Source organism: Dyadobacter sediminis (genome assembly GCF_005860765.1).
Lineage (GTDB): Bacteria > Bacteroidota > Bacteroidia > Cytophagales > Spirosomataceae > Dyadobacter > Dyadobacter sediminis.
In genome coordinates this window covers 1,001,950-1,014,807 of sequence record NZ_VCEI01000025.1, presented here as the reverse complement: position 1 = coordinate 1,014,807, position 12,858 = coordinate 1,001,950, and the positions used below count along the sequence as shown (strand labels likewise).

Annotated in this window: 12 protein-coding genes and 1 riboswitch; of the genes, 4 read left to right on the top strand and 8 right to left on the bottom strand. The window is 45.9% G+C overall.

The features are described 5' to 3' along the window. Positions 1 to 34: 34 nt before the first annotated feature. On the bottom strand, positions 35 to 2,455 hold the full coding sequence (locus FEM55_RS16390) for a TonB-dependent receptor (RefSeq protein ID WP_229209299.1): 2,421 nt from the start codon (positions 2,453 to 2,455) through the stop codon (positions 35 to 37). Between the two features lie 363 nt (positions 2,456 to 2,818). Here FEM55_RS16390 and FEM55_RS16385 point away from each other — a divergent pair, with 363 nt between their 5' ends. Both FEM55_RS16385 and FEM55_RS16380 read left to right on the top strand, forming a co-directional pair. After that, complete coding sequence (locus tag FEM55_RS16385) at positions 2,819 to 3,700, top strand: helix-turn-helix domain-containing protein (RefSeq protein WP_138282416.1); 882 nt, start codon at positions 2,819 to 2,821, stop codon at positions 3,698 to 3,700. Between the two features lie 152 nt (positions 3,701 to 3,852). After that, entirely contained in the window at positions 3,853 to 4,230 is a 378-nt protein-coding gene (locus FEM55_RS16380; protein WP_138282415.1) for a DUF983 domain-containing protein, read from the top strand. A 131-nt stretch (positions 4,231 to 4,361) separates the two neighbouring features. On the opposite strand, the gene FEM55_RS16375 is transcribed toward FEM55_RS16380, so the two are convergent. From FEM55_RS16375 to thiS, 7 genes are all read right to left on the bottom strand, one after another. Further along, positions 4,362 to 5,369, bottom strand: coding sequence for an SDR family oxidoreductase (locus FEM55_RS16375; RefSeq protein WP_138282414.1), 1,008 nt, complete (start codon positions 5,367 to 5,369; stop codon positions 4,362 to 4,364). 427 nt (positions 5,370 to 5,796) lie between these two features. Further along, a complete protein-coding gene (locus tag FEM55_RS16370) occupies positions 5,797 to 6,138 on the bottom strand; it encodes a hypothetical protein (RefSeq protein WP_138282413.1) in 342 nt (113 codons plus the stop codon). 192 nt (positions 6,139 to 6,330) lie between these two features. Next, positions 6,331 to 7,443, bottom strand: a complete 1,113-nt coding sequence (gene thiH, locus FEM55_RS16365) for a 2-iminoacetate synthase ThiH (RefSeq protein ID WP_138282412.1) — start codon at positions 7,441 to 7,443, stop codon at positions 6,331 to 6,333. Further along, positions 7,430 to 8,200 (bottom strand): thiazole synthase, encoded by a 771-nt coding sequence (locus tag FEM55_RS16360; RefSeq protein WP_138282411.1) that lies wholly within the window; start codon positions 8,198 to 8,200, stop codon positions 7,430 to 7,432. Before FEM55_RS16360 ends, thiH begins: the two co-directional genes overlap by 14 nt. Next, entirely contained in the window at positions 8,194 to 8,817 is a 624-nt protein-coding gene (locus FEM55_RS16355) for a thiamine phosphate synthase (RefSeq protein ID WP_138282410.1), read from the bottom strand. The genes FEM55_RS16360 and FEM55_RS16355 overlap by 7 nt, the downstream gene beginning before the upstream one ends. 11 nt (positions 8,818 to 8,828) lie before the next feature. Then, positions 8,829 to 9,446 carry a thiamine phosphate synthase gene (locus tag FEM55_RS16350; RefSeq protein ID WP_138282409.1) on the bottom strand — a complete coding sequence of 206 codons (618 nt, stop codon included), beginning with the start codon at positions 9,444 to 9,446 and terminating at the stop codon, positions 8,829 to 8,831. 56 nt (positions 9,447 to 9,502) lie between these two features. Then, entirely contained in the window at positions 9,503 to 9,706 is a 204-nt protein-coding gene (thiS, locus tag FEM55_RS16345) for a sulfur carrier protein ThiS (protein ID WP_138282408.1), read from the bottom strand. 66 nt (positions 9,707 to 9,772) lie between these two features. Further along, positions 9,773 to 9,868, bottom strand: a riboswitch (TPP riboswitch). Between the two features lie 210 nt (positions 9,869 to 10,078). Here thiS and FEM55_RS16340 point away from each other — a divergent pair. Beyond that, entirely contained in the window at positions 10,079 to 10,381 is a 303-nt protein-coding gene (locus FEM55_RS16340; protein ID WP_138282407.1) for a hypothetical protein, read from the top strand. 448 nt (positions 10,382 to 10,829) lie between these two features. Next, positions 10,830 to 12,848, top strand: coding sequence for a polyphosphate kinase 1 (gene ppk1, locus FEM55_RS16335; RefSeq protein WP_138282406.1), 2,019 nt, complete (start codon positions 10,830 to 10,832; stop codon positions 12,846 to 12,848). Positions 12,849 to 12,858 lie beyond the last annotated feature (10 nt).

The following is a 12,858-nucleotide window of genomic DNA, read 5'->3' as shown; positions in this document are numbered from 1 at the left end:
TCATTTCCTTTCCGGCTGTAAAGAACAGAAAATATCAGAACCGGTAGGAAACTGTCGCCGCAATCATGCGCGGCGGAATCGGGTTGATGCTGTAACGGTCGTGAACAATATAGTTCATGGTGTTGAAAATATTGGAAACTTTCACGAGCAGCGATACACCCCGCAGGCTATAACCGGCCGACAGGTCCACAGTTGAAAATCCGGTTAAGGGGAATTGTGCATTGTAGGAAGTCAGGTTCGGCGTTGTATTGTTCAGGCCGCCTTCCAGTCCGACCACGTTGTTGTTGCCGCCCATTCTTTTTCCCGTATAGAATGCCGAAGCGCCGAGTTTAAGTCCTTTTATGCTGCCTTTATCAAATGTATAGAACAGCGATCCGTTGGCCGTATGCGCAGGATTATTGATCAGACGTTCGCCTTCCACCTGTGAACCGACGATGCCGGTTGTGTTGGTATAACGCATATAGTTATATCCGTAACCGGCCAGAAAGTAGAAATTTCTCGAAAGTGTCCCGTTGAAATCCACTTCAAACCCATCGCTTGTGGTCTCGCCGTTCAGCTCTTTGATGTTGCTGTTTGTATTCGGATTGCCGTTCTGATCGACCAGCGCCATTTGTGCAAAGTTGCTGTTCTGTATGCGGTAAACACTTACATTGGCCGTAACGCGTCCATTCAAAAACTCGTTTTTCATACCCAGTTCGTACTGATTAATGATCGAAGGTTTCAGATTGTCCCCGTAAATGTCCGTTCCTGAATTGATCGTGAAGTTGTTCGTATAACTTGCATAAATCGAGCTGGTTTGTACCGGCTGATAAATCAGGGCAACTTTGGGTGAAAATGCGTGATCCGATTTGTCCGGCGCCGTTCCTCTTCTTTCCTGCTGTTTTTCCTGATTGAAAATGGTTGTCTGGATAGCTTTCTGATGCGACCAGCGAACACCGGCCAGTACTTTGAACTTGCTTGTTACGCTGATCAGGTCCTGTACATAAATGCCCAGCCGGTTTTGCGGCGTAGTTGTTCTGGCTGTATCGGCAACCGCAGGAATGTCTGTGCGGAGGTAATAGCTGGCCGGCTCATAAATGTTGATCTTGTCGTAAGCCGTTCCCACAACACCGTTTGCAGAAGTATAGCGGAAGGAATTGTTCTCGCTCACGATCCGGGTAAAATCCGAACCGAAAAGCAGCTGATGCTGAATGCCGGCCGTTTTGAAATTGCCGTTCAGATTGATTTGTCCGGTATAATCTTTTTCACCGGATCTTACCGCGCTCAGATTACGGTTCCAGTCGCCGTTTGCGGCAATGGTCGTCGGAACACCCACGCCAAAGCCGTTTACCCGCGTATGCTGGGCCGAACCGATGGCTGTCAGTTTCCAGCTGTCGTTGAAACGGTGATTAATCGTAACAAAAGCGGATTTCTGATTGGTGTTGTTGAATGCCCACGCGGGATAAATAAAACGGTTGCGCGGTGCATCCGGCACTTCGGTAACGGTAATTCGATTGTTGGGAATGCCTACGCCGGCGTCCGGTACAAGGTTGGATTTAAGATAATCAACCTGTACAAGAACGTCCGTTTTGTCGCTGATTTTGTAAAGCAATGAAGGATTGATGTACGTGCGGTTGGTATTGACGACATCGCGGTAACTTTTGGCATCCTCGTGCGTACCGATCATTCTGAAAGCCAGCTTTTTGGATATCGGGCCGTAAACGTCCACAGTCGGTTTGTACTGACCATAGCTTCCAAACAGCATGGAAACCTGACCGCCCCAGTCGAAAACCGGTTTTTTGGTCACCATGTTGATGATTACACCGCCGGAAACATTGCCGTATAGTAAAGCAGAGCTTCCTTTCAGCACTTCAATGGATTCCAGCGTGCTGGCATCCGGGAATCCCTGCGTATTGGAAATTACGCCGTTCTTGAAAATACTTCCGCCCGAACCTGCAATTCCGATGCTGTAACCGCGTGCAGAGAACGTTTCTGCCACACCGCCGCGGCTTTGTGTCAGAGAAACGCCGCTCACATTTTTTACCACATCGCCAAGACGGACGGCCTGCTGATCGGCAATGACCCTGCTCTGGATCACGCCGACACTTTGCGGCAAGTCCAGCGGCCGGATGTCGGCCTTTCCAAGCGAAACGGGCTTGTTGCTGCTTGCGCCGCCCGTAATAATCACTTCATTAAGCTGCGATGAACTTTCCGTCAATGTAAAATCCTGCTGAATACGCTCGCGGGCCGATACATTCACCTGTTGTTCCTGCGTTTGCAGCCCCACAAATGAGACCTTCAACGTGTAGCTTCCCGGCTTGATATCCGTTAACAAAAAATTGCCATCTTCGTCTGTCGTAGTGCCTTTGCCGGAGTGTGTAATGCCGACGCTGACGTACGCAGCCGGTTTGCCGTCACTGGTTTTCACACGGCCTTTGATGGTTCCATTACTGGTTTGTGCAAAAGCTGCCTGCATGAAAAGGCAGCAGAGGATGAGAAGAGCAGTATAAAAACGATGCATATAATTTATTTAGATTAATTCTAATTGCGGCAAAGATAGCAAGGAATGCAAAAAATAAAACTTCTATTAAGAATTAATTTAAATAGCAGGCACCTGCAATTAAATATCCCGAAAGACGATTTCCAGGAAATTTCGATTACAATCCGGACATATTTCATTCCGTTGCGCAGCAGGTTGCATGATCTTGCGACTGCTTTGTGCAGGAATTTGCAGAGAACGTGAAAAAACCGCAGTTTTACCGATCTGAAAAGTATGTTTATTATTACTGCCCGAATCAGAAAGCCACGACGTTCGGCCATTCCTATATCATTTCCGATCATGCATAACGAAATACCGAAATTTGACATCTGCTCGCTTTCGGAGTACGGCCAGGATGATATTCTGATCAGCCGGTTTTCTCCGTACCTGAAACAGCATCTGAATCTGGCGGCACCGCACCGGCACAGTTTCTATCATATGGTATTTTTTACCGAAGGAGCCGGCAGGCATACGATTGATTTCAACCAATTTTTTGTAAAGCCGTTTCAGAGTTACTTTATGATTCCCGGACAAGTGCATTCGTGGAATTTTGAAGGAAAAGTAGAGGGCTATGTCGTGAACTTTTCAGCGGAATTCTTCAAGTCATTCCTGCTGAGGTCGGATTACATTGATTCGTTTTCTTTTTTTAACGGTCGTCCTCAAAGCAGTGTCATGGACTGCTCCGATAAAAAGGAAACCATTATTTCTCTTTTTGAAAACCTGCTGATGCTCGCACAATCCGGTTCCGTTCTGGAAAAAGACATGATCCGGCTTTTGCTGCTTCAGATTTTTATTCATACCGAACAAGGCAATTACGACAGACAGGAAGCCGGCACTTCATTTCATAAAAACCCGGTTATTAAAAATTTTCAGGCACTTATTGAACGTCATTTCCTGAAACTGCGGTTGCCCGGTGAATATGCGGAACTGCTGAACATCACCCCAAACCATCTGAACGCGCTTTGTAATGAACATCTCGGCATGCAGGCCGGAAAGCTGATTCGGGAAAGAGTGCTCCTGGAAGCAAAAAGACTTCTGGTGAACATGGACCTCAGCGTATCGGAAATCGCGTACAAGCTGAACTTCAGTGATAATTCCTATTTTACAAAATTCTTCAAAAAGGAAGTCGGCATGACGCCGGAAGTTTTCAGGCAAAGCCTGCGCAGCGAAAGCCCGTCATAGGCAGTTTTTGTTGAAATTATTGCATACATGGAAATCAGGATCGTTGATTAGTACCATAAAAGACATTATTGGTATCTTGATCCGTTCTGTGGTTTAATGCAATTTTGTACATCATTAACAGTCCTTAAACGAGTGAGAAATCACTTTTTGTCATGTCTGCTCCCAATCGGTTATATACAGTCCTTTTCAACAAATGTCCGCGCTGCGGCGTCGGAGATTTCTTTATTACCAAAAGCGCCTACAATTTAAAAAACTTTGACAAGATGAACAGACAATGTACGCATTGCGGCGAAAACCTTGTTCCGGAACCCGGTTTTTATCAGGGTGCGCTATATATGAGCTATGCTTTTTATGTGATCTTTATGCTGGTTTACTTTTTGGTGTTCGTCCATTTCTTCGAAGCTTATCTGGATTACTTTCTGATCAGCATTATTCCGGTTCTGATTATTCTGACGCCTTACTTTTACAGACTGGCAAGACGTTCCTGGCTGGCTTTGTTCATTGCACCTGAGGCGCGTGCGGAGCAGTAAGCGTTGTGATGAAGTAAAATGTGAGATATTACGGGTTAACTAGCCGGCATATACGTAACATCAATGAAATCATAAAAAAGAGCTGCCATGTCACCTTTTATGGACATGGCAGCTCTTTTTTATAAATAGAATCAAGGCTGGCCGCTTCCGCCGGCAGCGCCGTAAATCTGGCCGGTGGAAAAGCTGGCGTCACTCGCTGCAAGCTGGACGAAAATAGAACCCAGTTCTGCAGGCTGCCCTGCCCTGCCGATCGGCGTATCGCCTCCGAAATTTTTAAGTTTTTCCATGGTCTGTCCGCCGCTGACCTGCAAAGGTGTCCAGATCGGGCCGGGAGAAACGCCGTTTACCCGGATGCCTTTTGGCCCCAGCTGCTTGGCAAGTGACTTGACATAACTTACCGTTGCAGCTTTTGTTTGTGCGTAATCATACAGGTTTTCAGAAGGATCATAAGCCTGTACGGATGTGGTCCCGATAATGGATGAACCCGGCTGCAAATGTGGCAATGCTGCTTTGATAATCCAGAAAGGAGCATAAATATTGGTCTTCATGGTCCAGTCAAACTGCTCGGTGGAAATATCCAGAATGGACGGATGCGTTTGTTGTCTCGCTGCGTTGCTCACCAGAATATCCAGTCCGCCCAAACCTTTTACAGCTTCTGCAACCAGTTTCTGACAAAATGCTTCGTCACGCAAGTCACCGGGAATGGCAATGGCTTTTCGGCCCTCCGCCTTGATCAGCGCAATGACTTCGCGTGCATCCGGTTCTTCATCCGGCAGGTAATTGATGGCTACATCCGCACCTTCGCGGGCGTAAGCAATGGCGGCGGCACGGCCAATACCCGAGTCGCCTCCGGTAATGAGTGCTTTGCGGCCCGTCAGACGGCCGGAACCTTTATAACTTTTTTCACCATGGTCGGGAACCGGATCCATTTTACTGCCCAATCCGGGCCATGGCTGAGTTTGTTCCTTGTAAGGAGGCTTGGGGTATTTGCTCACCGGATCAACCAGTTTTGCAGGATCGGAATCCGTATTACTTGTTGCTGCCTGTACGGATATAACCGGCGCAACGGCCGCTACGGCGAAACCTGCTCCGATCTGATCCAGTACTTTACGTCTGCTGATGATATTCTTGTCATTCATGATAAATGCATTTATTTTTTGCAATGTCCGGCTAATCCTTTCCAGTGGCAATCAAACTGATTTGCCCGTCTGTTCGTAATTTGGACATTACATGGTTTGTTATACTGAAATTACGTATTCAGATATTGTGCCATTTGCTATTTGACCCAAATTCAGGGATTAAATTGTAGAATCTTTTTCTATACCCTGCTTATAATTCCCGCATCTGATGAATTCATTGCCATACCAACTTTATGCTTAATTGCTGAATATTAGTATATTATAATTTAATTGCTAAATAATTGCAGATTTTACAGAACGCAATCCAGGCGGGTTTCCTTTGAAATCGAAGGTCAGAATGAGCTGCTTACCGGAAGCCGAAAAGAAATGACCAGCCGGATAGACTCAGGGTATTTTGGCAGATGCTGAATAGTAAGGCTGCCGGGAATCAGTATTTGGGAAGCATGATTTTCATCGCGGTATTCTGGTCGGTATTAAAAACAAGATGAATAACAATGCAGTTACCGGAAAATTCAATATAATCAACTTTCCAGTCCTTTCGGAGAACGGCCAGCGTTGCATGGTATTCTTTGCTGTCTTTCTGATACCAGTAATTCGGCGCATCGTGTATTTCTGCATTTTCCAGATTGACAATGTCACCGGCCTGCGGTACCAGTTCGTGATCGAACACCATATAAGACCCGGCGAAGTCATTCAAAATCTCATCATCCAACAACAGGGTCTGATCATCGTCGTAAATCAGGTCGAGGTACATTCTGATGGAGTCCATAATTTTAGATAGTATTATTTTTGTGTAAGACTATCAAATTATTATACCAAAATCAATGCTTCAGGATCTACGGATTTTGAGAAAAACGAAAAAATGCGTGTACGTCCGCCTCATGTTCATTTCAGGGCCATTTACGTTCAATAAATAGTTTGAATATGGCCAATAAACTTTTGATCCGCAATCATTTACCTTTCATTGCAGTACTCTGTCCCAGTCTTTCCAGACCGGCTCATAACCTTTCGCCCGGATCATTTCTGCAATCTCCTGCGGGCTGCGTTCGTCTGAAATTTCAAACTGTTCCAGCGAGCCGGGCTCAACAGCGTATCCGCCCGGATTTGTTCTGGAACCGGCACTGATGGAAGTGATTCCCAACGGAACGCAATGGTTCCGGAACTGTTCGGTTTCCCTTGTCGATAACGAAATTTCCAGTTCTTCATTCAACAAGCGGTAAGCACAGATCAGTTGCACCAGTTCCCTGTCGCTCATTTCCACTTTCGGCTGTAATCCGCCTGAGAACGGCCGCAGACGCGGAAACGACAAACTGTAACGTGTCTGCCAGTAAGTTCGTTCAAGGTATTGGAGGTGTAAAGCAGTAAAGAAACTGTCCGTACGCCAGTCTTCCAGACCGATCAGTACACCAAGTCCCATTTTATTGATCCCGGCGCGCCCGAGCCTGTCCGGCGTTTCCAGCCGGTAATCGAAACTGGATTTCTTTCCTTTCGGGTGATGTTTGCGGTAATCCGCTTTATGATAGGTTTCCTGATAAACCAGAACGGACGTAAGGCCCAGCGGAATCAGTTCCGTATATTCATCGGTGTCCAGCGGCTGCACTTCCATGGAAACCTGAGCAAAAAACGGACGGATCAGTTTCAGTACTTTTTTGAAATATTCCACATGCACGGTCTGGTTGGCCTCGCCCGTAACCAGCAGTACATGCTCGTAACCCATGCTTTTAATTACAGCCACTTCCTGTACTATTTCATTTTCCGTCAAAGTCCGCCTTTTTACCTTGTTATTCAGACTGAACCCGCAATAGGTGCAGATATTCGTGCATTCATTGGAAAGGTAAAGCGGAATAAACAACTGGACCGTTTTGCCAAAACGCTTCTGCGTAATCCTGTGACTGAGCTGCGCCATCGGTTCCAGGTACGGAGCCGCGGCAGGCGAAACAAGCGCCTTGAAATCTTCCAGCGTTCGTTTAGGCGAATTCAGCGCTTGCTCTACGTCGTTTTTTGTTTTGAAATAAATACTTTCCTTTGCTTCGTCCCAACGGTATGTTTCAAATAGATCGTTAAAATTCTTCATCCAGAAAGGCGGTTAGGGGACTGCTGGCAACAGCATAAGTTTCTTGTCTGGCAAGTCGGGCGGTAAAGGCCATTCTGCCTGCTTCCACGGCCATTTTAAAAGCAACTGCCATTTGCACCGGGTTTTCGGAAACAGCAATGGCCGTATTCACCAGCACGGCATCCGCACCGATTTCCATGGCTCGGGCAGCATCCGAAGGCGAACCGATTCCGGCATCGACAATGACCGGAATGTTGCTTTGTTCGATAATGATTTCCAGGAAATCAATGGTTTTCAGCCCTTTGTTGCTGCCGATCGGAGAACCCAGCGGCATTACCGCAGCAGCTCCTGCATTTTCAAGTCGCTTGCATAAAACGGGGTCCGCATGGATGTAAGGCAAAATGATAAAACCTGCCTTGGCCAGTTCTTCGGTGGCCAGCAAGGTTTCAACCGCATCGGGCATGAGGTATTTAGGGTCCGGATGGATTTCCAGCTTCAGCCAGTTCGTTTCCAGTGCTTCCCTTGCAAGCTGTGCCGCGAAAACAGCTTCTTTCGCCGTTCGTACGCCGGAAGTATTGGGCAGTAAATTCATTTTCGGATGTTTGAGGTATGCCAGTAAATCCTCCTTCTGATTGCTTAAATCCACCCGCCGCAATGCAACCGTAACCAGTTCGGATTCCGAAGCAAACAATGCTTCCTGCATCAACGGCAATGAACTGAACTTTCCGGTTCCGGTAAAAAGACGGGACGAAAATTCCTTGTCCGCTATTTTCAACATAGTAAGTTATTTATTGTACTGATCAGATCTTTCTTGTTTTCGGCAAACTGGATGGCGCCCGACATGGCCACGCCGTAAATGCCCGTTTCCAGTATTTCCGGAATATCTTCCGCAGTAATACCGCCGATCGCAATAACAGGCACGGAACAGCCAAGCTGCCTGAGCATTTCCATCCGGCTTTTATACCCTTCCAGACCCAGAACCGGACTGAGATTCTGTTTGGTCGAAGTAAAACGGAACGGGCCCAGGCCCACATAATCCGCCCCTTCTTTTATCCGGTTCAAGATGTCGTCGGACGTATTGGCCGTGCCGCCGATGAGCATGTTGTTTCCTGTGATTTTTCTTGCAGCTGCGATCGGCATGTCGTTCAGGCCCAGGTGCAAGCCGTAAGCATTTACGGCTTTGGCAACGGACGCATAGTCATTGATGATCAGTTTGGCCTGATAGCGTCTACAAAGGTTTTCAGCTTCACAAGCGATTTGTAAAATCACTTCCGGAGACTGGTTTTTAATACGCAGCTGTATCCATTTGCAGCCGGCGTCCAGCGCATTCTGAATGCTTTCAATATGCGTTATGCCGTTGCTTTCACTGGAAATGAATTGCAGTTTGTCGATCATTTTTCAGGCTGTTAATTAATTTTGCTTAGCTGTTTTATTCCGTTTTGCAGGCCTGTGAAATTTTCTGCTGCATGCGCAGGATTCTGCCATAAAGCGCCTGAAACCGCTACGCCGTCCAGATTCATTTCTTTTGCTTTTTCAAGGTTTGCTGCTGCAATTCCGCCCAGCCCGATCACGGGAATTTTCTTTAACTCTTTATCAATATAAAAGGCTTCAGGCAATGAAGTATGATAGCCCTTTTTTGAAATACTGTCAAATACCGGCCCGAAAAAGGTGTAGCTGAAATGCAGGGAAAGCTTACCGATGTCGTTCACCTGATGAACCGAAGTACTCAGTACATATTTTTTTTCAACAAACAATTCAAGCTGTTCCGGCGAAGTCCGTATCCGGTTTTGTTCTGTAAAATGCAGCCTATTGATTCCGAACTTTCCGGCCAGATGATGGTGTTGGTGAATGGCTGTTTTATCAAGAAAACCGGGATCAATCTGTTCCAGCAATGCACTGAATTCCGCTTCGCTGCTTTCCGGTTTGCGGAGATGCAAACAGGCCATTCCTTTATAAAAAAGATGATTGATAATCCTGGCTTCATCCGGAATAAATTCCGGACCGGTTATGATGATCAGCTTCATTTCACATGCTGTTTCGTTTCGATAATTTTTCTGATTTCCGGCAATTCCTTTTTGGTTTACCCGCCTTGTGTAGCCTTGATCAGAATGATTTTATCGTCCGGACGGAGCATGTGAACGGGCCATTGCTTTCTGGGTATAATGGCTTGATTGATGGCAACGGCCATGCCGGAAGCAGAACCTGCGGACAGCCTGTTCAAAAGTTCTTCGACTGAAAAATGCTCGGGAATTTCCGTACGCTGCTGATTGATGCTGATTTCCATTCTGAATAAATTTTTATAAAAAAACTTCAGGAATGGACCTTGTGAAAGATTGATAAAGATACCGTGAACGTACCTTTTACTTTTCCCTACCGGCAGTACTGGCTGCATCAGGTTCAAAGGGTATTATCTCAGTCCGCATTCGGGACACCCCTAAAGTTGCTGTAAAGCTATTCCTAAAACCGGATTTTAAAAAATATTAATTCCGAAAATCCAGCCCGCAACAAAAAACAGGACAGCAAACAATCCTTTTATCATACTGGCTTTTAAGGAGTTCATACATGGAAAAAGAATGCCCAAAATTATCATATTGTTAAGCCCCTGGCCGCGTTCATTTCATTGTATAAATTTGTGTTTTGAAGTAAAAGATCCGAAATGAAACTGGAAAAAGTATATAGCCTGGCAGCGGGACGTGAAGCCAAAGTCATTGTAAGTGAGGAGGATAAACCGGATTTTACAAAAAGCGGAATCCGAATCGAAGTATTGATCAAAGATCCCCGGGAAAATGAATTTCACCTTCCCATTACCGAAACACATCCCCAGTTCTGGAAGCTGAAAAGGCTCGATGCCGATCAGTGCAGCATACTGCAATATCAGTACAGCGGCATAACCGAAAAACAAGTCAGAAAAGCCATTAAGGAATACAAACAACTCTGCGGCCTGGCGCTCGTATCCTGAATCTTTACTGTAAACAATGCAGTAAAATAGCATACACTTTCCTACCAAAAACCTGGCCATTCATGAAAAGAAATGCAAAGCGGCTTTCACTGCTGATTCTAGCCGGCATCATAGTTCACTGGCTTCTGGAATGGATAAAGATACAATCCGGAAGCAGGCTGTTTTTTCCCTGATCATCCTGACTCTCATCCGCAAGCATTTCTCTGGCGCGATTTTTACCGGGAAATGCTTACTCATTATCATCTGATCCATATCGGGTTAGGAATATACATTTTGTAAGGCAATGTTACTTCCCTGATTTTTTAATTGAACTGACATCGGATGAACAGATAATTAAAAAGTAAACCGGCAAGCAGAAAAAATTGCCGTATACCTGAAATAAAATCCCTTCCATTCCGCATCTATCCTTTTTATGAATCCGAATTGCTGATCAAACCAATTATCTCTGATGAAAAAATATACTTATTTCAACCGTGACCTGAGCTGGCTTTCCTTTAATGAGCGCGTTTTGATGGAAGCATCAAACGAAATGGTACCGCTGATGGAAAGGATCAAGTTTCTGTCTATTTTTTCATCAAATCTGGATGAATTTTACCGGGTACGCATGCCTGTGATGCTGCGGAACAAGCAGCAGGATTCGGAAAACAAAATTTACGACCAGGCAACGGAGATTATCCACAGTCAGCAAAACCGGTTTGGAAAAACGTTAAACGAATCTGTTATTCCTGAACTGCGCCAGGCCGGCATCCATTTCTGTTACCAGGAAAAAATCCCTGAAACTCTTTTTGCTCAAACAACAGCGTATTTCTTTTGTCAGGCTGCCGGACTCTTACAGCCCGTTTTGCTGAAAGAAAAAACGTCCTTTTTTCTGGAAAATGATATGCTTTATATTCTTGTCATTTACAAAAACGAGGAAGAGCAGGAACATCTGGCCGTAGTCAATATTCCGACTGACCATCTGGACCGCTTTGTAAAATTCCGGTGTGACGGTAAAGATTATGTCATTTTTCTGGATGAAATTATCAAACAAAATCTAAAAAGCCTTTTTCCAAAAGCCACGCACATTGAATCGTATAATATAAAGGTAAACCGGGATGCCGAACTGGATTTGCTGGACGATGAAGGTCCGGATATGACGGAAATCCTGGAAAGGCAGTTGCGCAAGCGAAAATACGGACTGCCCACCCGCTTCTTGTATGAACCCGGTTTGCCGCCGCATCATCTGGAAACCATCATTGACATATTTGAACTGAAACATGCATCCGTACTGCAGGGCGGAAAATACCATAACTCGAAAGACCTTGCTTCATTGCCCGTTAAAAATCAGCTGCATGCGTACCCGGAATGGCCAATGATCCGCAAAATGGGCGGAATGGATCAGTATACAACTTTATTTGACACCATGGCGAGGCAGGATCTGATGGTGCATGCGCCTTATCAGACTTACGATACCATATTAAGGTTTTTCAACGAAGCCGCCATTGATCCGGAAGTGGAGGAAGTGTATACGACCATGTACCGCGTGGCGCATGATTCCAAAATAGCGCTTGCGCTGATCAGTGCGGCCAAAAACGGCAAAAAGGTCGTAGTCCTTGTGGAGCTGAAAGCCCGGTTTGACGAAGCCAACAACATTCGCTGGTCAAAGAAAATGAAAGCGGCGGGCGTCAGGATCGTTCACAGCGTCAACTCCATAAAGGTACATGCAAAGCTTGCACTGGTGAAAAGAAGACATGACCGGTTTCCGCTGCTCGGCCTGCTTGCGACGGGCAACCTGAACGAAGGCACTGCCCGGTTTTATACGGATCACATTTTACTGACGGCCCACCAGCCGATGCTGAAAGAAGTGAAAAAGCTATTTCGGTTTTTAAGTAAAAAGAAGAGGCCGGAAATTACGGACAAACTTTCGTTTCAACATCTGCTTGTCGCACAGTTTAACCTTCAGAACAGATTCCTTCAGTTGCTGGACCGCGAAATTGTCAATTCCAAAAACGGACTGGAAAGCGGGGTAACCATCAAACTCAACAATCTGGAAGAAGAAGTATTGATCAACAGACTTTATGAAGCGTCCAACGCCGGCGTAAAAATCAACCTGATTGTCCGAAGCATATGCCGGCTGGTACCGGGCATTGCCGGCCAGAGTGAAAACATTACGGTAAAGCGGATTGTGGACCGTTTTCTGGAACACGGACGTATTTTCATCTTCACCAACGGCGGCGATCATGAAGTGTACATGGGTTCGGCGGACTGGATGAACCGCAATATCTACAAACGCATTGAAGTCAGCTTCCCGGTTTATGATGAAACACTCAAAAAAGAGATCATGCAGATCATTTCCATCCAGTGGGAAGATACGCTGCAGGCCGTTCGCATCGACAAAGACCTGAAAAATGTTCCGCTGAAAGTTTCCCCGGACGGAATCCGGTCGCAGGAAGCCATTTACAAGCTTTTATCGGAAATGCATAGCTGAAAAGTTAACT

Bases quoted from the DNA above. Each gene is read 5' to 3' on its own strand.
- FEM55_RS16390 (WP_229209299.1), bottom strand. From the start codon at position 2,455: ATGCAGGCAGCTTTTGCACAAACCAGTAATGGAACCATCAAAGGCCGT.
- FEM55_RS16385 (WP_138282416.1), top strand. From the start codon at position 2,819: ATGCATAACGAAATACCGAAATTTGACATCTGCTCGCTTTCGGAGTAC.
- FEM55_RS16380 (WP_138282415.1), top strand. From the start codon at position 3,853: ATGTCTGCTCCCAATCGGTTATATACAGTCCTTTTCAACAAATGTCCG.
- FEM55_RS16375 (WP_138282414.1), bottom strand. From the start codon at position 5,369: ATGAATGACAAGAATATCATCAGCAGACGTAAAGTACTGGATCAGATC.
- FEM55_RS16370 (WP_138282413.1), bottom strand. From the start codon at position 6,138: ATGGACTCCATCAGAATGTACCTCGACCTGATTTACGACGATGATCAG.
- thiH (WP_138282412.1), bottom strand. From the start codon at position 7,443: ATGAAGAATTTTAACGATCTATTTGAAACATACCGTTGGGACGAAGCA.
- FEM55_RS16360 (WP_138282411.1), bottom strand. From the start codon at position 8,200: ATGTTGAAAATAGCGGACAAGGAATTTTCGTCCCGTCTTTTTACCGGA.
- FEM55_RS16355 (WP_138282410.1), bottom strand. From the start codon at position 8,817: ATGATCGACAAACTGCAATTCATTTCCAGTGAAAGCAACGGCATAACG.
- FEM55_RS16350 (WP_138282409.1), bottom strand. From the start codon at position 9,446: ATGAAGCTGATCATCATAACCGGTCCGGAATTTATTCCGGATGAAGCC.
- thiS (WP_138282408.1), bottom strand. From the start codon at position 9,706: ATGGAAATCAGCATCAATCAGCAGCGTACGGAAATTCCCGAGCATTTT.
- FEM55_RS16340 (WP_138282407.1), top strand. From the start codon at position 10,079: ATGAAACTGGAAAAAGTATATAGCCTGGCAGCGGGACGTGAAGCCAAA.
- ppk1 (WP_138282406.1), top strand. From the start codon at position 10,830: ATGAAAAAATATACTTATTTCAACCGTGACCTGAGCTGGCTTTCCTTT.